The sequence below is a fragment of the Pseudomonas sp. NC02 genome (genome assembly GCF_002874965.1).
GTDB lineage: Bacteria > Pseudomonadota > Gammaproteobacteria > Pseudomonadales > Pseudomonadaceae > Aquipseudomonas.
This window is the reverse complement of the sequence record NZ_CP025624.1, coordinates 1391648-1411944: the sequence shown is the minus strand read 5'-3', so window position 1 is coordinate 1411944 and position 20297 is coordinate 1391648. Positions and strand designations below refer to the sequence as shown.

The window sequence follows — 20297 nt, the reverse complement described above, 5'->3', positions numbered from 1 at the left end:
GGGATTTTCGTCGTTTTCAAGGCTGCGAATCCAATGACCACTCAAACCCTCGACCTCGCCACCGCCAGCCAAGGCTATCGCCGCCTGCTCGCGCGTCGTTGCTGGCTGCTGGCCCTGCTGGGTGGCGCGCTGATGTGCGCGATCCTCGTGGACCTGGCCAGCGGCCCGTCGGGCATGGGCCTTGGCGCCCTGCTCGATGGCTTGCTGCACCCGGCCCACCTGAGCGCCACCGACCAGGTGATCATCTGGAACGTGCGCCTGCCCTACGCCTTGATGGCGGTGTTGGTCGGTTGCGCGCTGTCGCTGGCGGGCGCCGAGATGCAGGCGATCCTTAACAACCCGCTCGCCAGTCCATTCACCCTGGGGGTTTCCTCGGCGGCGGCGTTGGGCGCGTCCCTGGTGATTGTGTTTCCGGTGACGACGCTGTGGGTGTCGGCCAATACGGCGATTTCCATTTCAGCCTTTGTGTTTGCCGCCGCCTCGGTCTTTTTGCTGCAAGCCATGTCGCGCCTGCGCGGTGCCGGGGTGGAAAACCTGGTGCTGTTCGGGATTGCCCTGGTGTTCAGTTGCAACGCGGTGGTCGCCCTGTTGCAACTGGTCGCCACCGAAGATGTGCTGCAACAACTGGTGTTCTGGACCCTGGGCAGCGTGACCCGGGCCAACTGGGACAAGCTCGGCATCCTCGCGTTGGTGGTCGCCGTGGTCATGCCCTTTTCCTTCGCGGCCGCGCCACGCCTGACCCTGTTGCGCATGGGCGAAGACCGCGCGCAAAGCTTCGGTGTCGATGTGAAGCGCCTGCGGTTTTTCTCGTTGTTGCGCATCAGCCTGCTGTCGGCCACCGCCGTGGCGTTTGTGGGAACCATCGGATTTATCGGCCTGGTGGGTCCGCACATCGCGCGGATTCTGGTGGGTGAAGACCAGCGCTTCCTGCTGCCGGCCAGCGCGCTTGTCGGCGCGTTGTTGTTGTCGCTGTCATCCATCGCCAGCAAGCTGATCATGCCCGGGGTGATCGTACCCGTGGGTATCGTCACCGCGCTGGTGGGCGTGCCGATTTTCGTGTTGCTGGTGTTCAAGCGCGGGAGGCAGTTATGAGCAGCGGGCTGTCGATTCAGAACGCCCAGGTCAGCTATGGCCGGCGCCAGATTGTGCATGACCTGAGTTTGCCAACCTTGGCCCACGGCAGCCTGACCGCGTTGATCGGGCCGAACGGTGCGGGCAAGTCGACGTTGCTGCGGGCGGTGGCGGGGCTGGAAAAGATGCACGGCGTTGTCAGATTGGGTGACCTGGACCTGACGAAAATGTCCGTCGGTGACCGCGCCCGGCGTGTGACCTATATGCCGCAAAACCTTCCGCCGGGCTTGAGCCTGAGTGTGATGGAAAGCGTGATCGCGGCGCTGCGGGTGGCGAACGTCGAGGGCATTGCGCTTTCAAGCGACGCGTGCATGCGCGAGGCCTTTGATGCGTTGCAAAGGATTGGCATCGCTCATCTGGCGGATCAGCTATTGAGCACGTTATCCGGCGGCCAGCGGCAACTGGTCAGCCTGGCGCAACTGATTGCGCGTCGGCCACAGGTGATGCTGCTGGATGAACCCACCAGTGCGCTGGACTTGAACTACCAGTTGAAGGTCATGGATTGCGTGCGCGACCTGGTGCGGGAACACAACCTGATCGCCGTGGTGGTGCTGCACGACATCAACCTCGCGGCGCGCTATGCCGACCATATCGCGGTGCTGCGCCAGGGCCGGCTGTACGCCAGTGGCGCGGCGGATGACGTGCTGGATACGGCGCTGTTTGCCGAAGTCTATGGTGTGCGGGTACGCATCGAGCGATGCTCACAACAAACGTTGCAGGTGTTGGTGGACGGAGCGGTGGCTTAGATCCTCTGTGGCGAGGGAGCTTGCTCCCGTTGGGCTGCGTAGCAGCCCCAAAATCTGTGCACGCGCGTCTTCAGGCGGACTGAGGTGAGGCACTCGGGAGCGCTTCGCACTGGAGCTCCAGCCTGGTCCAGCGGGAGCAAGCTCCCTCGCCACAACGGTCACTCCAGCAACTGTTTGGAGGAAATCACTGTGGCGTACTCGCCGTGCAGGTTGCCCAACGACATGGCATGTACCGCCTGCGCCGAATGCATCTGCCCGAAAAAGTCCGCCTTGTCGAAGGTGTAGCAGGCATCTTCGATAACCCACGTCTCAAACCCCAGGTTGCCGGCACTGCGGGCCGTGGCCTCCACCGAGTTATGGGTGGCCACGCCCACCAGCACCACTTGCCGAAGCCCGGCCTCACGCAACCTCGCTTCCAGCCCCGTCCCACAAAATGCGTCCGGCACGCGTTTCTGGATCAACTGCTCACCCGCCTGCGGAATAAACGCGTCCTGAAACTCAACCCCCGACTGCTGCGGCCAGAACACCGATTCCGGCGAATGGGAAAGATGCTGCACATGAATCACCGGCCAGCCTTCGCGCCGCCAATGCGCCAGCAACGCCAGCATGCGCGCCTCGGCGTGCGGATTATTGCGCCGTCCCAGCCTGGGATGATGAATGCCTTTTTGCTGGTCAATCAGAATCAACGCTGCGCCCGCACGAATTTCCATATCGATAGACCCAAATGTTTCATTGAATTTTCGTCACCCTAACATCACCTATACCTACAGGCATTCGCTCAAGCATCACCACCCTTGGAGAGCTTCATGATCGACCTGTATTACTGGACCACCCCCAACGGTCACAAAGTGTCGTTGTTCCTGGAAGAAGCCGGCCTGCCTTACGAGGTACACCCGATCAACATCGGCCAGGGCGATCAGTTCAAGCCCGACTTCCTGAAGATCGCACCCAATAACCGCATCCCGGCCATCGTCGATCAGAACCCGACCGACGGCGGCGCGCCGATTTCCCTGTTCGAATCCGGTGCGATCCTGCTGTACCTCGCGGAAAAAACCGGCAAGTTCATTCCCCAGGACCTGCGTGGTCGTCAGGAAGCGCTGCAATGGCTGTTCTGGCAAATGGGTGGCCTGGGGCCGATGGCCGGCCAGAATCACCACTTCAGCCAGTTCGCCCCGGAAAAGATTCCCTACGCGATCAAACGCTATGTGGATGAGACCGCCCGCCTGTATGGCGTGCTGGACCGGCGCCTGGCCGACCGCACGTTCGTGGCCGGCGAGGAATACAGCATTGCCGACATGGCGATCTACCCGTGGATCGTTTCCCACAAGTGGCAGAGCCAGAAGCTGGAAGACTTCCCACATGTAGAACGCTGGTTCAACCACATCAAGCAACGCCCGGCGACGGTGCGTGCCTATGAGCTGGTGCAGAAGGTCAATCCGCCAAAATCCTGAAGGTCAACGGGATCAAAATGTGGGAGCGGGCTTGCTCGCGAATGCCGTGGATCAGCCACAACTCTTTTAGCTGATACACCGCATTCGCGAGCAAGCCCGCTCCCACACTGATTTGTGCCCGACTAGAAACCTTACGCAAATCCTGAAATAAGCATCGCCTCCCGCTTGCGTCGTTTCGCCGCGCTCACTAACGTAGCGCCTTTACTGACGCTACCCCCCGCAGGAGCTTTGCCATGGCCTCGCCAGCCCTCTCACATTTTCTTCCCCGGTTCGGCGTTGCCGCGGCAATTGCCAGTGCCTTGGGCCTGGCCGGTTGCCAGTTACAGAGCACCCAAGACACCCTGCCTCCGGTTTCCGGCGTACAGTCGATCAAGGGCCTGGCGCAGAACGTTTCGGTGCGCCGCAACAGCCAGGGCATCCCGCTGATTGAAAGCAGCACCTTCCACGATGCGCTGTTCACCCTGGGCTACGTGCACGCCAGCGACCGCATCACCCAGATGGTCACCCTGCGCCTGCTGGCCCAGGGCCGCCTGGCGGAAATGTCCGGGCCGGATATGCTGGATGTCGACCGTTTCATGCGGGCGGTCAACCTGCGCAAAAGCGCCGGCGAGCTGTATAACGCCTCGTCGCCGCGCCTCAAGCGCTTCTTTGAGGTGTATGCGCGCGGGGTCAACGCCTACCTGTTCCGCTACCGCGACAAGCTGCCGCCAGACCTGGCCCAGACTGGCTACAAGCCTGAATACTGGAAGCCGGAAGATTCGGCGCTGCTGTTCTGCCTGCTGAATTTCAGCGAGTCGACCAACTTGCAGGAAGAGCTGTCGTCATTGGTGCTCGCGCAAAAAGTCGGTGCCGACAAACTCGCCTGGCTGACCCCGAGCTACCCGGATGAACCGCTGCCAGTGGCCGAGTCCGACAAGCTCAAGGGCATCAACCTGGGCCAGATCCCGGGCCTCGCTGCGCTGACCAGCCTCAGCGAGCACCTCGGCACCCTCAACACCCTGGGCACGTCCAGCTCCAGCAACTGGGCGATCGGCCCGCAGCGCAGCCGCAGCAACAAGAGCCTGCTGGCCAATGACCTGTCGACCTCGATGCAGGCCCCGTCGCTGTGGAACTACGTGCAGATCCGCTCGCCGAAATACCAGGCCGCCGGTGTGTCCATCGCCGGTTTGCCAACCCTGCTTTCCGGCTTCAACGGCAAGGTGGCCTGGAGCATGAGCCAGGTCTCGGGTGACACCCAGGACGTATTCCTGGAGAAGGTCAAGCGCCAGGGCAACGCGCTGTACTACGAAAACAACGGCAAATGGCTGCCCGCCATCGTGCGCAATGAAACCTACTTCGCCAAGGGCCAGCGGCCGATTCGCGAAGCGGTGTACGAAACCCGCCACGGGCCGCTGCTCAACAGTGCCCAGTCGCTGACCAGCGGCTACGGCCTGGCGTTGCAAACCGCCGATTTCAAGGACGACAAGAGCCTGGACGCGTTCTTCGACCTGTCCCGTGCGCAAACCGCCGGTAAAGCGTCTGACGCCACCCGGGAAATTCGCGCAATTGCCTTGAACATGGTCTTCGCCGACGCCAGCAGCATTGGCTGGCAAGTGACCGGGCGCTTCCCCAACCGCCGTGAAGGCGAAGGCCTGGTGCCATCGCCGGGCTGGGACGGGCGTTTCGACTGGGATGGCTACGCCGACGCGATGCTGCACCCCTACGATCAGGACCCGGCCCAGGGTTGGATCGGCACGGCCAACCAGCGCACCATTCCCCGTGGCTACGGCATGCAACTGTCCAACTCGTGGGCCGCGCCGGAACGCGCCGAACGTATCGCGCAACTGGCCGGCAGCGGCAAGCATGACAGCCGCAGCATGATTGCCATGCAGTACGACCAGACCACCACGTTTGCCGCCAAGCTCAAGAGCATGTTCCAGGCGCCGGGCATGGCCCAGCCGCTGAAACAGGCGATCGATGGATTGCCGGTGGCAGACCAGGCCAAGGCGCGGGAAGCACTGGGCCGCCTGATGGCCTTCGACGGTCGGCTGGCATCCACCTCCGCCGACGCGGCGATTTATGAGTTGTTCCTGCAGGAAAGCGCCAAGCAGATTTTCCTCGACGAACTCGGTCCGGAAAACAGCGCCACCTGGAAAGCCTTCATCGGTAACGCCAACCTGTCGTACTCGGCGGTGGCCGACCACCTGCTGGGGCGCGAAGACAGCCCGTTCTGGAATGACGCCCGCACCGGGCAGAAAACCGACAAGCCGGCGATCCTCGCCCGCAGCCTGGCCGCCGCGATCACCGCAGGCGACAGCGCGCTGGGCGCCGATCACAAGGCCTGGCAGTGGGGCAAACTGCACAGCTACACCTGGAAGAACACCAGCGGCCAGGCCATTCGCGGCCCACTGGCCGCGGGCGGCGATCACAACACGCTGAACAGCGCACCGTATAGCTGGGGCCAGAGTTTCGACACGACCCAGGTGCCGGCGCTGCGGATGATTGTCGACTTCGGCCTGGCGGAACCGATGATGGGCCAAAGCGGCATCGGCCAATCCGGCAACCCGGCCAGCCCGAACTATGCCAATGGCATCGACCCGTGGCTGAAGGCGCAATACCTGAGCTTCCCGATGCAGCCGCAGAACTTTGACGGGGTGTATGGGAAGACGCGGTTGACGTTGGTGCCGGGTAAATAACCCGGTTTCCCTGACTCAACCGGATCAAAATGTGGGAGCGGGCTTGCTGTGGTGAGCGGGCTTGCCCCGCGTTGGGCTGCGAAGCAGCCCCATCAATCTGTGGTGAACCCGACGGGGGACAAGCCCCCTCACCACAGCAAGCCAGCTCCCACATTTGATTGCATGCATTCCGATAGAACTTCTCCACCCGCCCTCGCCTCATAATTAACAAGCCCACCTCCACGGCACGCCCATGGACCTTGTTATCGCCCGGCCCGAAGGCCTCTACTGCCCCGCCGGGGATTTCTACATCGACCCCTGGCGCCCGGTGGAACGTTCGGTCATCACCCACGCCCACGGCGACCACGCCCGCACCGGCAACCAACACTACCTGGCCGCCGCCCCCGGCGAAGGTATCCTGCGCTCGCGCCTCGGCCAGGACATCAACCTGCAAACGCTGGCCTACGGCGAAAGCCTGCGCCACCACGGCGTCACTTTGAGTTTCCACCCCGCCGGCCATGTCCTCGGCTCCGCCCAGGTGCGCCTGGAATACCAGGGTGAAGTCTGGGTCGCCTCCGGCGACTATAAAGTCGAGCCCGACGGCACCTGCGCGCCGTTCGAACCGGTGCGCTGCCATACGTTTATCACCGAATCGACCTTCGGCCTGCCGATCTACCGCTGGCAGCCCCAGGCGCAGATTTTTGCCGGGATCAACGACTGGTGGCAGGCCAATATCGCCGCCGGCAAGGCCAGCGTGTTGTTCTGTTATTCCTTCGGCAAAGCCCAGCGGATTCTCCACGGCATCGACGCCAGCATCGGCCCGATCCTCAGCCATGGCGCGGTCGAACCCTTGAACCGGGTGTACCGCGAAGCTGGCATCTATATCCCTGAAACCCTCTACGCCGGCGACTTCAAAAAGACCGACCCTTTATTGCGCCAGGCCCTGATCATCGCCCCGCCCTCCGCCGGTGGCAGCACCTGGATGCGCCGCTTCGGCGACTACAGTGACGCCTTCGCCAGCGGCTGGATGCGCCTGCGCGGAACCCGGCGTCGGCGCGGCGTGGATCGCGGCTTTGTGCTCTCGGACCACGCCGATTGGCCCGGACTGTTATGGGCCATTGAGCAAACCGGTGCCGAGCGGGTAATGGTCACCCACGGTTCTGTGGGCGTATTGGTCAGGCACCTGCGGGAAAAGGGCCTGGATGCCCAGGGATTCACCACCGAATACGGCGATGACGAAGAGGAGGCCACGTCATGAAAGCCTTCGCCGAGCTGTACGCCAACCTCGACGCCACCACCTCCAGCAACGCCAAGCTCGCCGCCTTGCAGGCTTATTTCCTACAGGCGCCCGCGGAAGATGCTGCGTGGGCGGTGTACTTTTTATCCGGCGGCCGGCCCCGGCAACTGGTGCCCACCCGGTTGCTGCGGGACATGGCCACCGAAGCCGCGAGCATTGAGCCGTGGCTGTTCGAAGAGAGTTATCAGTCGGTAGGCGACCTGGCGGAAACCATTTCCCTGCTGTTACCGGAATCGCCCCACACCTCGGACGATGGTCTGGCCGTGTGGCTGGAAGAAAAACTCCTGCCCTTGCGTGGCCTGCCGCCAGAAGAACTGGCAGAACGCCTGCCCGCGTTGTGGGCACAGCTGGATCAGCCGAGCCTGATGCTCTGCATCAAGCTGATCACCGGCAGCTTCCGGGTCGGTGTGTCGAAGTTGCTGGTCACCCGCGCCCTGGCCGCCATGGCCGGGCTGGACAGCAAACGCGTGGCCCAGCGGCTGGTGGGCTACACCGACCTGTCGAACCGTCCGACGGCCGAAGGCTACTTGAAGCTGATTGCCGCCGAATCGTCCGACGAACACGCCCAGCGTGGCGGGCAGCCTTATCCGTTTTTCCTGGCCCATGGCCTGGCCCAGCCGGTGGAGCAGTTCGATGCCTTGCTCGGCTCCCCTGCTGACTGGCAAGTGGAATGGAAGTGGGACGGTATCCGCGCACAACTGGTCAAGCGCGAAGGCCGCTTGTGGGTCTGGTCTCGGGGCGAAGAACTGGTCACCGAGCGCTTTCCGGAGCTTCATGACCTGGAAAACAGCCTGCCCGATGGCACGGTGATCGACGGCGAAATCGTGGTGTGGAAGGACTCGGTGCAACCCTTCGCCCTGCTGCAACAGCGTATCGGCCGCAAGACCCTGGGCAAGAAAATCCTCGAAGACGCGCCGGTCGCCGTGCTCGCTTATGACCTGCTGGAACACCACGGCGAAGACTGGCGCAACCACACCCAGGCCGAACGCCGGGCGCAACTGGAGCTGGTGGTCAGCGACTGCGACCAGCCAACGTTGCGCACGTCGCCAGTGCTGATCGGCGATAGCTGGCAAGACTTGGCAGAGCAGCGTGAGGCGTCCCGCAGCCTGGGCGTGGAAGGCATGATGCTCAAGGCCCGGGACGGGCTCTACGGCGTGGGCCGGACCAAGGACATGGGCGTGTGGTGGAAGTGGAAAGTCGACCCGTTCAGCGTCGATGCGGTGTTGATCTACGCCCAGCGCGGCCATGGCCGGCGCGCCAGCCTGTACAGCGACTATACCTTTGCGGTGTGGGACGGCCCGCCCGGTACTGAGCGTACTTTAGTCCCGTTCGCCAAGGCGTATTCGGGGCTGACCGATGAGGAAATGCGCAAGGTCGACGCCATCGTGCGCAAGACCACCGTGGAGAAATTCGGCCCGGTGAGCAGCGTCACGCCGAGCATGGTGTTTGAACTGGGTTTTGAAGGGATTGCCCTGTCCAAGCGGCACAAGAGCGGAATTGCGGTGCGTTTCCCGAGGATGTTGCGCTGGCGCCAGGACAAGGCCGTCGAGGAAGCCGACAACCTGGCGACCCTGCAGGATTTACTGGCCTGACAAGCCTCTCACGAACGCCACCGATCAATGTGGGAGCGGGCTTGCTCGCGAATGCGGTGTGTCAGTCAATACATGTACCGACTGATCCACCGCATTCGCGAGCAAGCCCGCTCCCACATTTGAAAACCTCACACGCCCCAAAATAATGCATAGATTGATCAATGCCCATTTTCGGGCATTTCCTACTGGCACAACTCCTTAATCTCACCTTTTAAAACGACCATTCGGAACTATGGTGCAGAAATTGCTACTTGAGTCCGGTCTGACACCGTTCAGTAACAGTCCTAACCGCGCCACAAGCGCTTATCTTGGTTTCCAGGGATTACATAATGAAAAAAGCATTGCTGACCCTTTCTGCACTGGCTCTGTGCATGGCCGCCGGTTCCGCGCTGGCCAAGGAATACAAGGAATTGCGTTTTGGTGTCGATCCGTCCTACGCGCCATTTGAGTCGAAAGCCGCTGACGGCAGCCTGGTGGGCTTCGATATCGACCTGGGCAATGCCATCTGTGCCGAGCTGAAGGTCAAGTGCAAGTGGGTCGAAAGTGATTTCGACGGCATGATTCCAGGCCTCAACGCCAACAAGTTTGACGGCGTGATTTCCTCGATGACCGTGACCGAAGCCCGTGAAAAGGCGATCGACTTCTCCAACGAGCTGTTCTCCGGCCCAACTTCCCTGGTGTTCAAAAAGGGCGCGAACTACTCCACGCCTGAGTCCCTCAAGGGCAAAAGCGTTGGCTACGAGCAAGGCACCATCCAGGAAGCCTACGCCAAGGCCGTACTGGACAAGGCCGGTGTCACCACCAAGGCCTACGCCAACCAGGACCAGGTGTACGCCGACCTGACTTCCGGCCGCCTGGACGCTTCCGTGCAGGACATGCTGCAAGCCGAACTGGGCTTTTTGAAGTCGCCAGCCGGTGCTGACTACGAAGTCAGCAAGGCCATCGACGATCCACTGCTGCCGTCCAAAACTGCGGTCGGTATCAAAAAAGGTAACAAAGACCTCAAGGCCTTGTTGGATAAAGGTATCAAAGCGTTACACGATGATGGCACCTACGCCACCATCCAGAAGAAACACTTTGGCGATCTGAACCTGTACAGCGGCAAATAATGCCTGGGGCGCCCTTCCTCTGGAGGGGCGCTTTTTTATCGCCATAGGTCCTGATTTATGTTCGAAGATCTTTTGCAAACCCTGGGGCTCAGTGCCTTCAGCTTGAAGGGTTTCGGCCCGCTGTTGCTGCAAGGCACCTGGATGACCGTCAAGTTGTCGGTGTTCTCCCTGGCCGTCAGCGTGTTGCTGGGCCTGCTCGGGGCTACTGCCAAACTGTCCAGCCTGCCGTTCCTGCGGATTCCCGCGCAGATCTACACCACCCTGATTCGCGGCGTGCCCGACCTGGTGCTGATGCTGCTGATTTTCTACAGCCTGCAAATCTGGCTGACCAGCTTTACCGACTTTATGGAATGGGACTACATCGAGATCGACCCATTCAGCGCAGGGGTGATCACCCTGGGCTTTATCTACGGTGCGTATTTCACCGAGACCTTTCGCGGCGCGATCCTCGCCGTGCCCCGTGGCCAGTTGGAGGCCGCCACGGCCTACGGGCTCACGCGTGGCCAGCGGTTTCGCTTCGTGACCTTCCCGCAGATGATGCGCTTCGCCCTGCCGGGCATCGGCAATAACTGGATGGTGATGCTCAAGGCCACGGCACTGGTGTCGATCATCGGCCTGGCCGACCTGGTCAAGGCCGCGCAGGATGCCGGCAAGAGTACTTATCAGCTGTTCTATTTCCTGGTGATCGCCGCGTTTATCTACCTGCTGATCACCAGCGCGTCCAACTTCGTCCTGCGCCGCCTCGAACGGCGCTACTCCGCAGGCTCCCGGGAGGCAGTGCGATGATCGAACTTATCCAGCAATACTGGCGCCCCTTCCTTTATAGCGACGGCCAGCACATCACCGGGCTGGCCATGACGATGTGGCTGCTCAGCGCGTCGATCTTCATCGGCTTCCTGGTATCGATCCCGCTGTCCATTGCGCGGGTGTCGCGCAATCGCTGGGTACGCTGGCCGGTGCAGTTCTACACCTACCTGTTTCGCGGCACGCCGCTGTATATCCAGTTGCTGATTTGCTACACCGGGATCTACAGCATCGCGGCGGTTCGCGCGCAGCCGGTGCTGGACGCGTTCTTTCGTGATGCGATGAACTGCACGATTCTCGCCTTCGCCCTCAACACCTGCGCCTACACCACGGAGATTTTTGCCGGGGCGATCCGCAGCATGGCCCACGGCGAAGTCGAAGCGGCGAAAGCCTACGGCCTCAGCGGCTGGAAGCTGTATGCCTACGTGATCATGCCGTCGGCCCTGCGCCGCTCGCTGCCGTACTACAGTAATGAAGTGATCCTGATGCTGCACTCGACGACGGTGGCCTTCACCGCGACCATCCCGGATATCCTGAAAGTCGCCCGGGACGCCAACTCGGCCACCTACATGACCTTTCAATCATTCGGTATCGCTGCGCTGATCTACCTGACCGTGACCTTTGCCCTGGTCGGTCTGTTTCGTCTGGCGGAGCGTCGCTGGCTGGCCTTTCTCGGCCCCAGCCACTAAGGAGCCTTCATGCGTCATCAGATTCATCCACTTGTGGCGCCGGTGCCGGGCACGGAGCGACAAATCCACAGTTTCCACTTCGGGCCGGAGCAGGCCGAAGGCAAGGTCTACATCCAGTCGTCACTGCACGCCGACGAATTGCCGGGCATGCTGGTGGCCTGGCACTTGAAGGCGCGCCTGGCGGAGCTGGCTGCGGCCGGCCGCCTGCGCAGCGAGATCGTGCTGGTACCGATCGCCAACCCGACCGGCCTGGAACAGGTGTTGATGGACATCCCCCTGGGCCGCTACGAGCTGGAAAGCGGGCAGAACTTCAACCGCCTGTTTGTCGACCTGTCCGACGAGGTTGGCAATCAAGTCGAAGGCCTGCTGGGAGATGATCCTGCGCACAACGTCGAACTGATCCGCGATGCGCTGACCATGGCCCTGGCGGCGCAAACGCCCGTCACACAACTGGAATCCCAACGCCTGGTGCTGCAACGCCTGGCGTGTGATGCCGACATGGTGCTGGACCTGCACTGCGACTTCGAAGCCGTTGCACACCTGTACACCACCCCCGAGGCGTGGCCGCAGGTGGAGCCGCTGGCGCGCTATATCGGTTCGGAAGCCAGCCTGTTGGCTACCGATTCCGGTGGGCAGTCGTTCGATGAGTGTTTCACGCTGGTGTGGTGGCAATTGCAACAACGGTTTGGCGAGCGCTTCCCGATTCCGATGGGCAGCTTTTCGGTGACCGTCGAGTTGCGCGGCCAGGGCGACGTCAACCACGGCCTGGCCAGCCTCGACTGCCAGGCGATCATCGATTACCTGATTCACTTCGGCGCAATCAGCGGCGAGCCGGCACCGCTACCGGAATTGCCCTACCCCGCCACACCGCTGGCGGGCGTCGAGCCGGTGGCCACACCCGTGGGCGGCTTGCTGGTATTCAGCGCGCTGCCTGGGGAATACGTGGACGCCGGGCAACTGATCGCCGAAATCATCGACCCCATTTCCGACCGCGTAACGCCAGTGCATTGCCGCAATGCCGGGCTGCTTTACGCTCGTTCGCTGCGGCGCATGGCCACTGCCGGGATGGTCATTGCCCATGTCGCAGGCACTGAAGCCTATCGCAGCGGCTACCTACTTTCGCCTTGAGGATGCACGCCCCATGTACAAATTGACCGTTGAAGGCCTGCATAAAAGCTATGGCGACAATGAGGTGCTCAAAGGTGTCTCGCTCAAGGCCAGGACCGGTGATGTGATCAGCTTGATCGGCGCCAGTGGCTCGGGCAAAAGCACCTTTTTACGTTGCATCAATTTTCTTGAACAGCCCAATGATGGCGCGATGACGCTGGATGGGCAGCAGATTCGCATGGTCAGTGACCGCCATGGGATGCGCGTGGCGGATGATGCTGAGTTGCAGCGCCTGCGTACGCGGTTGGCGATGGTGTTTCAGCATTTCAACCTGTGGAGCCACATGAGTGTGCTGGAGAACATCACCATGGCGCCGCGCCGGGTGCTGGGTTGCAGCAAGAAGGACGCCGAGGATCGCGCTCGCCGGTATCTGGACAAGGTGGGGTTGCCGGCGCGGGTGGCCGGTCAATATCCGGCGTTTTTGTCGGGTGGCCAGCAACAGCGGGTGGCGATTGCCAGGGCGCTGGCGATGGAGCCGGAGGTGATGCTGTTTGACGAGCCGACTTCGGCGCTGGACCCGGAGTTGGTGGGTGAGGTGTTGAAGGTGATCCAGGGTTTGGCTGAGGAAGGCCGGACGATGATCATGGTGACCCATGAGATGAGCTTTGCGCGCAAGGTGTCGAGCCAGGTGCTGTTTTTGCACAAGGGGTTGGTGGAGGAACAGGGTGCGCCGGAGGATGTGCTGGGTAATCCGAAGAGCGAGCGGTTGCAGCAGTTTTTGAGTGGGAATTTGAAGTAGCCCGCAGGGGTTGGGTGTATATCCGTTATTTAGGTAACGGCCACTTATGGTTCCGCTCTTACAGCGGCTCACTTTTGAACAGCGCAAAAGTAAGCAAAACGCTCTTGCCCCACCACTCGGCTCCTCGCTTAGGCTCGGAGTGCCCTCACTCCGGCTTTGGACCGTGGGCCGCCGTCATGGGCCATCCCTGGCCCAGGACGGCTAACCCGGCGTCCTGCCGGGTTACCCACGCTCCAAAGCCTGCGTTCGGCCAGCGTGGTTTAACGGGGCGCCCAAGATCAAGATCAAAAGCAGATCAACAGCACAGCGGCCTACCGGCCGGCTTGAGTGTTAAAAGCAAAATCAAAAGCTAAAGCGGGGACGGTCCACTGTAGGAGCTGGCTTGCCGGCGATGGCATCAACTGGGTTTGCCTGATACACCGAGTTGTCTGCATCGCCGGCAAGCCAGCTCCTACAGAAAAGCAGCTCTGCTTTCGCTCTGGTTTTTGATCTGGCTTTTAACACTCAGGTCGGCTTTCAGGCCGCCGTGCTTTTGCTTTTGATTTTGATCTGCAGGCCCCGTCAACCACGATGGCCGCAAGTAGGCACGGTGGAGCGGGTAAATCGGCAAGGATGCCGATTTAGCCGCGCCGGGCCATGGATGGCCCGTCGCGGCGGCCCGCGGAGCCGTGCCGGAGTGCGGGCATGCCGAGCCTAGGCGAGGCACCGAGTGGTGGGGCAAAGACCTTTTGGTTACTTTTGGGGCGTTTGCCAAAAGTGACCCGCTGTAAGAGCGGAACCATAGGCAGCCGTTACCTAAATAACGGATATACACCCCGCCCCAAAAAAAATCGCAGTTAAACCTTTCCCCCACCCCAAAGGTCTCTGAATTACCCCCCCAGAGCCCCAAGCATGGTCAAATCCCCCAACTTCGCCAAAGACTGGTTCACCGCCAAGGGCTGGAAACCGTTCGCCTTCCAAAAAGACGTATGGCACGCAGTCAAGGAAGGCCAGTCAGGACTGCTCCACGCCAGCACCGGCGCCGGGAAAACCTACGCCCTGTGGTTCGCCGCCCTCAACCGATTCGCCATCACCGAAACCACACCCCGCAAACGCAAAGCCCCCGCCGAACCGCTGGCCGTCCTGTGGATCACCCCAATGCGCGCCCTGGCCGCCGACACCGCCCGCGCCCTTGAGGCCCCGCTCGAATCACTGAAAATCCCCTGGACCGTCGGCCTGCGCACCGGCGACACCAGCAGCAGCGAACGCGCCCGCCAAACCCGCCGTCTGCCCACCACCCTGATCACCACCCCGGAAAGCCTCACGCTGATGCTCGCCCGCGCCGACAGCCAGGCCAGCCTGTCGCACCTGCGCATGGTGGTAGTGGACGAATGGCACGAACTGATCGGCAACAAACGCGGCGTGCAATTGCAACTGGCCCTCGCACGCCTTCGGCAATGGCACCCCGACCTGATTGTGTGGGGCATTTCCGCAACCCTGGGTAATCAGGCCCACGCGTTGGAGGTGTTGATCCCACAAGGCGGCGGGATCAACGTCCAAGGCCAAACCACCAAACAGTTGCGAGTGGACACCCTGTTGCCACCGGTTATCGAGCGCTTTCCGTGGGCCGGCCATATCGGCCTGAAAATGCTCCCGCAAGTGGTGGCCGAAGTCGATGCCAGCAGCAGTTGCCTGGTGTTTACCAACACACGGGCACAATCGGAAATCTGGTACCAGGCCCTGCTCGACGCGCGCCCCGACTGGGCCGGAGTGATTGCCCTGCACCACGGCTCGCTGTCCCGGGAAACCCGGGACTGGGTGGAGCGAGCCCTGAAGGAGGGGCAACTGAAGGCCGTGGTGTGTACGTCGAGCCTGGACCTGGGGGTAGATTTCCTGCCGGTGGAACGGGTACTGCAGATTGGCTCCGCCAAGGGCGTAGCCCGGCTGATGCAGCGCGCAGGGCGCTCCGGCCACGCACCGGGCCGGCCGTCGCGGGTCACGCTGGTGCCAACCCACAGCCTGGAAATGGTGGAAGCCGCTGCCGCGCAGGACGCCATCGCTGAACGGCGCATAGAAGCGCGCCAGTCGCCTCACAAGCCGTTGGATGTGCTGGTGCAGCATCTGGTGAGCATAGCGCTGGGCGGCGGCTTTGTGCCGGATGAGCTGCTGGCGGAGGTGCGCACCGCGTGGGCCTATCGTGACCTGAGCGCAGCAGATTGGGCCTGGGCCCTGGGTTTCGTGCGCCATGGTGGCCTGTCACTGACGGCCTACCCGGATTACCGCCGCGTCGAGCCGGACGAACACGGCATCTGGCGCGTCCCCGACGCACGCCTGGCGCGACGCCATCGCATGAGCGTGGGTACGATCGTCAGCGACGCCAGCATCCAGCTGAAATTCTGGAGCAAAGGCGGCGGTGGCAAGACCCTGGGCAGTGTCGAGGAAGGCTTTATTGCACGACTTAAGCCAGGGGATGGTTTCCTGTTCGCCGGCCGCTTGCTGGAGTTGGTACGGGTGGAAAACATGACTGCTTATGTGAAGCGCAGCACCGCGAAAAAGGCTGCCGTGCCACGCTGGAACGGCGGGCGCATGCCTCTTTCCAACGAGCTGGCCCAGGCGGTGGTCGAGCGCTTTGATGCGGCTGCCCACGGTCACTATCTCGGCCCGGAGATGCAAGCGGTGCAACCCTTGCTGGAAACCCAACTGCGCTGGTCCGGGCTGCCGACCCGCGATCACTTGCTGGCCGAGGCCCTCAAGTCCCGGGAGGGCTGGCATCTGTTCCTGTATCCGTTTGCCGGGCGCCAGGTGCATCTGGGGCTGGCGAGCCTGCTGGCCTGGCGCGTCAGCCGGCAGCAGGCGGTGACGTTCTCGATTGCGGTCAATGACTATGGGCTGGAACTGTTGAGTGCGACCGAAGTGGATTGGCCTGAGTTATTGGGCGGCGAACTGCTGAGCGCGAATCATCTGCTGGATGACGTGGTAGCCAGCCTGAATGCCGGTGAGCTGGCCCTGCGACGTTTTCGCGAGATCGCGCGGATCGCCGGGCTGGTGTTCGCAGGCTATCCGGGCGCGCCGAAAAGTACGCGTCAGGTCCAGGCTTCCAGCGGTTTGTTCTTTGAAGTGTTCAAGCAATATGACCCGCAGAACCTGCTGCTGACCCAGGCCGGGGAAGAAGTCCTGCGGGATGAGCTGGATATTCGTCGCCTGGAAGAGACCTTGCGCCACCTGTCTGGGTTGAAGCTGGACCTGCATCGCATCAAACGGCCTACGCCGTTGGCCTTTCCGCTGCTGGTGGAACGTTTTCGGGAAAGCCTGAGCTCGGAAAAACTCTCGGAGCGGATTGCGCGGATGGTCAAGGATCTGGAAAAAGTCGCCGATAACGGGAAGCCCTGATGCCCGCTCATTACCCGATACATCTGGCGGAAGAAGCGCTGTGGTTGCTGGCGGACAAGGCGGTGTACTGGCCTGCGAGAAAGTGCCTGCTGATCGCCGACGCGCATTTTGGCAAGGCGTCGGCCTATCGCAGCCTGGGCCAGCCAGTGCCACAGGGCACGACGACGGCCAACCTGCAGCGCCTGGACCGGTTGTTGGCGGCTTTCCCCGGCGCGCAGGTGATCTTTCTCGGCGACTTTCTCCACGGGCCCGGCTCTCACGCCAGCGGCACCCTGAACGCCCTGAGAGCCTGGCGTGAGCGTCATGCAGGCGTGGCGCTCACGCTGATTCGCGGCAACCACGACAAACGCGCTGGCGACCCGCCTGGCGATCTGAATATTGAGGTGGTGACCGAACCCTTGCTGATGGGCCCATTTGCCTTGCAGCACGAGCCCGACGCCCATGCCAGCCACCATGTGCTGGCCGGGCACGTGCATCCGGTGTATCGCCTGCGGGGCAAGGGCCGGCAAAGCTTGCGCCTGCCGTGCTTCCTGATCGGCAACCAAGTCAGCCTGCTACCGGCGTTCGGCGCTTTTACCGGGGGTTATTCAGTGACGCAGGAAGAAGGCAGCCGGATCTTCGTGATCGGAGACCAGGAAGTATGGCCAGTGCGTTGAGCAACTGACCATTGGCGACACGTGCAGGAAATCAGGCCACAGGGGCGGGAGGCGGTTCGTCAGGGAGAGTGGGTTCGCCAGGCTCTTCAGGCTGGTTGGGCCAGGGATCATCGGGACCTGGCTGGCCGGGAATGCCGCCTGCGGCGGGATCGGCCATCAAGGACCAGGCCATCACACCAATCTGGTTGGGTTCAAGCCGGGCGAGTTCGGCGCTGATTCGCGGATCGAGCTTCATAGGGGACTCCTCAAGCGTGGCCCGGCGCGTTGTGCACGCGTCGGGGCAGTACACCCAATAGAGTGCATGCCCGCTGACAAATTCCCTTAGCCTGTAAGACGATTCGATCAAGTGCGTGGGAGAGTGACGCCGCGCTGGCCCTGATACTTGCCGCCACGGTCCTTATAGGACACTTCGCACTCTTCGTCGGATTCGAAGAACAGCATCTGCGCCACGCCTTCGTTGGCGTAGATTTTTGCCGGCAAGGTGGTGGTGTTGGAGAACTCCAGGGTGACGTGCCCTTCCCATTCCGGCTCCAGCGGCGTCACGTTGACGATGATGCCGCAGCGCGCGTAGGTGCTTTTGCCCAGGCAGATAGTCAGGACATTACGCGGGATACGGAAGAATTCGACGGTGCGCGCCAGGGCAAAGGAGTTTGGCGGGATGATGCAGACGTCGCTCTTGACGTCGACGAAGCTTTTTTCGTCGAAGTTTTTCGGATCGACGGTTGCCGAGTTGATGTTGGTGAACACCTTGAACTCATCGGCGCAGCGTACGTCGTAGCCGTAGCTGGAAACCCCGAACGAGATCAGCCGCTCAGCGCCTTCGCCACGCATCTGGCGCTCCACGAAGGGCTCGATCATGCCGTGCTCTTGCGCCATGCGGCGAATCCACTTGTCCGATTTGATGCTCATGGCGGGTGTCCTGAATAGCGAGGTGAAAAAATTCTGTTGGGCATCTTACCGGGGCTGGCCCCGTGGTTCAAAGGGGCGGCTGTTTTTCTTGGCGCCGCGCAGCCCCTGCTGGGCGGGGCGCACCTTCAATTGTGGGGTGTTGGTGCGGTATCAGGGTGCCGCCAGTCACGAAAATAGAGAAACCTTCGGAAATACCATTGGCACGTTCCGGAAAAAGGGTTAAGGTGGCGCCACTGTGCTGCTTGTGTCACTGAGAATCTCTACACGATATGTTGAATTTCGATCCAACCATCTCCAAGAATTTTTCCTGCTCTTTGCACTCAGTCTCGGCCAGGGCTTTTCCTGAGTCGCAGTTAACTTTGTCCAAGGAGATACACCATGTCTAATCGCCAAACTGGTACCGTTAAGTGGTTCAACGATGAAAAAGGCTTCGGCTTCATCACTCCACAATCCGGTGACGACCTGTTCGTTCACTTCAAAGCTATCCAATCCGACGGCTTCAAAAGCCTGAAAGAAGGCCAACAGGTTTCTTTCATCGCTACCCGCGGTCAGAAAGGCATGCAAGCTGAAGAAGTTCAAGTTATCTAACTTTTACTGATTTAGTCGAAAAGCCCCGCCCTCAAAAGCGGGGCTTTTTTGTGCCCGCTCGTTCCTACGCTCTGCGTGGGAATGCCTCTTGTGACGCTCTGCGTCACGCTTTGGGACGCGGAGCGTCCTGGGCTGCTTTCCCACACAGAGCGTGGGAACGAGCAATCACACGATGTAATTCCATGCACAAAAAAATGTGGGAGCCCACCTATGTGGGAGCCGGGCTTGCCCGCGATAGCATCACCTCGATCTATCAGTTGCACCGAGGTGATGCTATCGCAGGCAAGCCAGCTCCCACACAAGCCCGCTCCCACATTTCATCCTGCGTCGTTTATTGAAACAACGACTCACTCGACAAGCCATTCTTCTCGAGGATCTCGCGCAAGCGCTTGAGGCCCTCGACCTGGATCTGCCGCACCCGCTCACGGGTCAAGCCAATCTCCAGGCCAACATCTTCCAGGGTGCTGCTTTCGTGGCCGCGCAGCCCGAAGCGGCGAATCACCACCTCACGCTGTTTGTCCGTCAGCTCCGAAAGCCACTGGTCGATGCTTTGCGACAGATCGTCGTCCTGCAGCAACTCACATGGGTCCGTAGGACGATCATCGGTCAGGGTGTCCAGCAGGGTTTTATCCGAATCCGGACCCAGCGAGACATCGACAGAAGACACCCGCTCATTGAGACCGAGCATGCGCTTGACCTCTCCCACCGGTTTTTCCAGCAGGTTGGCGATTTCTTCAGGCGAAGGTTCATGATCGAGTTTCTGTGTCAGCTCACGCGCCGCCCGCAGGTAGACGTTGAGCTCCTTGACCACATGGATCGGCAACCGGATCGTACGGGTCTGATTCATGATCGCCCGTTCGATGGTCTGACGAATCCACCAGGTGGCGTAGGTCGAAAAGCGGAAGCCCCGCTCAGGGTCGAACTTTTCCACCGCCCGGATCAGGCCGAGATTGCCTTCCTCGATCAAGTCCAACAGGGACAGCCCACGATTGACGTAGCGTCGGGCGATTTTCACCACCAGTCGCAGGTTGCTTTCAATCATGCGCTTGCGCCCAGCCGGATCGCCCTTTTGCGACAAGCGCGCAAAATGGACTTCTTCTTCGGGAGTGAGCAGAGGGGAAAAGCCGATTTCATTGAGGTACAACTGAGTCGCGTCGAGCGCCCGTGTGTAATCAATGTACTTGTGTTGCTTTAACGCGGTGGAGTTCTTGGATTTGGTGCGAACTGAAGGTACAGCAGGTCCCTCATTCGACATCGATTCCGTATCGATGACAGTCTCCATAAGGAGAACCTCATCGTCGATGTCAAACTCCGGCGCTTCTTTACTGAGAGCCATTGTTATAGTCCTTTGGTGAGTTCGACCTCAAGCTCAAGCGACGCCTTTATCCTTGGCAAC

Annotated in this window: 18 protein-coding genes; 14 read left to right on the top strand and 4 right to left on the bottom strand. The window is 61.3% G+C overall.

Annotation, left to right across the window (positions count from 1 at the left end; genetic code table 11):
* Nucleotides 1-33 precede the first annotated feature (33 nt).
* Together C0058_RS06490 and C0058_RS06485 are read left to right on the top strand one after the other, a co-directional pair.
* Nucleotides 34-1092 (top strand): iron ABC transporter permease, encoded by a 1059-nt coding sequence (locus C0058_RS06490; RefSeq protein WP_102368241.1) that lies wholly within the window; start codon nucleotides 34-36, stop codon nucleotides 1090-1092.
* A complete protein-coding gene (locus C0058_RS06485) occupies nucleotides 1089-1877 on the top strand; it encodes an ABC transporter ATP-binding protein (RefSeq protein ID WP_102368240.1) in 789 nt (262 codons plus the stop codon). Before C0058_RS06490 ends, C0058_RS06485 begins: the two co-directional genes overlap by 4 nt.
* 158 nt (nucleotides 1878-2035) lie before the next feature.
* Here the strand turns inward: C0058_RS06485 and C0058_RS06475 are convergent, their stop codons facing one another.
* The gene (locus C0058_RS06475) at nucleotides 2036-2587 is read right to left on the bottom strand and encodes a cysteine hydrolase family protein (RefSeq protein WP_102368239.1); all 552 of its coding nucleotides are present in this window, start codon (nucleotides 2585-2587) and stop codon (nucleotides 2036-2038) included.
* 96 nt (nucleotides 2588-2683) lie between these two features.
* On the opposite strand from C0058_RS06475, the gene C0058_RS06470 reads away from it, so the two are divergent.
* From C0058_RS06470 to pdeM, 11 genes are all read left to right on the top strand, one after another.
* Nucleotides 2684-3328 carry a glutathione binding-like protein gene (locus tag C0058_RS06470; RefSeq protein WP_003213676.1) on the top strand — a complete coding sequence of 215 codons (645 nt, stop codon included), beginning with the start codon at nucleotides 2684-2686 and terminating at the stop codon, nucleotides 3326-3328.
* A 233-nt stretch (nucleotides 3329-3561) separates the two neighbouring features.
* Nucleotides 3562-6003, top strand: coding sequence for a penicillin acylase family protein (locus C0058_RS06465; protein WP_102368238.1), 2442 nt, complete (start codon nucleotides 3562-3564; stop codon nucleotides 6001-6003).
* A 232-nt stretch (nucleotides 6004-6235) separates the two neighbouring features.
* Nucleotides 6236-7240: a ligase-associated DNA damage response exonuclease gene (locus tag C0058_RS06460; protein ID WP_003213671.1), complete on the top strand. Its 1005-nt coding sequence runs from the start codon at nucleotides 6236-6238 to the stop codon at nucleotides 7238-7240.
* On the top strand, nucleotides 7237-8871 hold the full coding sequence (locus C0058_RS06455) for an ATP-dependent DNA ligase (RefSeq protein WP_008432132.1): 1635 nt from the start codon (nucleotides 7237-7239) through the stop codon (nucleotides 8869-8871). The genes C0058_RS06460 and C0058_RS06455 overlap by 4 nt, the downstream gene beginning before the upstream one ends.
* A 329-nt stretch (nucleotides 8872-9200) precedes the next feature.
* Nucleotides 9201-9980 carry a transporter substrate-binding domain-containing protein gene (locus C0058_RS06450; RefSeq protein WP_003213667.1) on the top strand — a complete coding sequence of 260 codons (780 nt, stop codon included), beginning with the start codon at nucleotides 9201-9203 and terminating at the stop codon, nucleotides 9978-9980.
* A 57-nt stretch (nucleotides 9981-10037) separates the two neighbouring features.
* A complete protein-coding gene (locus C0058_RS06445) occupies nucleotides 10038-10766 on the top strand; it encodes an ABC transporter permease (RefSeq protein WP_008432134.1) in 729 nt (242 codons plus the stop codon).
* The gene (locus tag C0058_RS06440) at nucleotides 10763-11473 is read left to right on the top strand and encodes an ABC transporter permease (protein ID WP_003209532.1); all 711 of its coding nucleotides are present in this window, start codon (nucleotides 10763-10765) and stop codon (nucleotides 11471-11473) included. Before C0058_RS06445 ends, C0058_RS06440 begins: the two co-directional genes overlap by 4 nt.
* Nucleotides 11474-11482: 9 nt before the next feature.
* Complete coding sequence (locus tag C0058_RS06435; protein ID WP_003209530.1) at nucleotides 11483-12601, top strand: succinylglutamate desuccinylase/aspartoacylase family protein; 1119 nt, start codon at nucleotides 11483-11485, stop codon at nucleotides 12599-12601.
* A 13-nt stretch (nucleotides 12602-12614) separates the two neighbouring features.
* Complete coding sequence (locus C0058_RS06430; protein WP_008432141.1) at nucleotides 12615-13379, top strand: ABC transporter ATP-binding protein; 765 nt, start codon at nucleotides 12615-12617, stop codon at nucleotides 13377-13379.
* A gap of 891 nt (nucleotides 13380-14270) precedes the next feature.
* On the top strand, nucleotides 14271-16748 hold the full coding sequence (locus C0058_RS06420; protein ID WP_102368237.1) for a ligase-associated DNA damage response DEXH box helicase: 2478 nt from the start codon (nucleotides 14271-14273) through the stop codon (nucleotides 16746-16748).
* On the top strand, nucleotides 16748-17404 hold the full coding sequence (gene pdeM / locus C0058_RS06415; protein ID WP_003219271.1) for a ligase-associated DNA damage response endonuclease PdeM: 657 nt from the start codon (nucleotides 16748-16750) through the stop codon (nucleotides 17402-17404). Before C0058_RS06420 ends, pdeM begins: the two co-directional genes overlap by 1 nt.
* A gap of 31 nt (nucleotides 17405-17435) precedes the next feature.
* Here the strand turns inward: pdeM and C0058_RS06410 are convergent, their stop codons facing one another.
* A complete protein-coding gene (locus C0058_RS06410) occupies nucleotides 17436-17639 on the bottom strand; it encodes a hypothetical protein (protein ID WP_003219272.1) in 204 nt (67 codons plus the stop codon).
* A 107-nt stretch (nucleotides 17640-17746) separates the two neighbouring features.
* Nucleotides 17747-18313 (bottom strand): dCTP deaminase, encoded by a 567-nt coding sequence (gene dcd, locus C0058_RS06405; protein WP_003219273.1) that lies wholly within the window; start codon nucleotides 18311-18313, stop codon nucleotides 17747-17749.
* Between the two features lie 378 nt (nucleotides 18314-18691).
* Between dcd and C0058_RS06400 the strand changes: the two genes are divergently transcribed.
* Entirely contained in the window at nucleotides 18692-18901 is a 210-nt protein-coding gene (locus C0058_RS06400; protein WP_002554837.1) for a cold-shock protein, read from the top strand.
* Nucleotides 18902-19232: 331 nt separating this feature from the next.
* Here the strand turns inward: C0058_RS06400 and rpoS are convergent, their stop codons facing one another.
* Complete coding sequence (rpoS, locus tag C0058_RS06390; RefSeq protein WP_003219274.1) at nucleotides 19233-20237, bottom strand: RNA polymerase sigma factor RpoS; 1005 nt, start codon at nucleotides 20235-20237, stop codon at nucleotides 19233-19235.
* Nucleotides 20238-20297 lie beyond the last annotated feature (60 nt).